The sequence below is a fragment of the Bacillus sp. SIMBA_074 genome (assembly GCF_046534555.1).
GTDB classification, from domain to species: domain Bacteria; phylum Bacillota; class Bacilli; order Bacillales; family Bacillaceae_G; genus Bacillus_A; species Bacillus_A mycoides.
In genome coordinates, this window is record NZ_JAWRYM010000884.1 from 1 (window position 1) to 253 (window position 253).

The 253-nt window shown below is 48.6% G+C and carries 1 protein-coding gene; it reads right to left on the reverse strand.

What is annotated here, in order from left to right; genetic code table 11:
- Window positions 1-31: 31 nt before the first annotated feature.
- Window positions 32-253 (reverse strand): hypothetical protein (locus SB773_RS33295; RefSeq protein ID WP_410594720.1); only part of this gene is annotated, 222 nt, incomplete at its 5' end.

Below are 253 nucleotides of genomic sequence, written 5' to 3' on the forward strand. Positions count from 1 at the left end.
CCTGCGTCATCAGATAGTTTGGCTATCTAATTTAGAAACGGTAACCGACGCTGAGGCTGACGGTGCGCGGGTCTATGTAGAATCCCAGCACTGACGTATCAAGCGCAGCAACACCAAAGTTGTAACCGGCAATACGTGCTTGCTTGTCTCCCAGGTTTTTACCCTGCAGCGAAATATCCCAGTGACCATCATTTGAATACCAGTTTACGCCAGCATTAAACAGCGTATAACCGCCATAATCCAGCATAGAGGG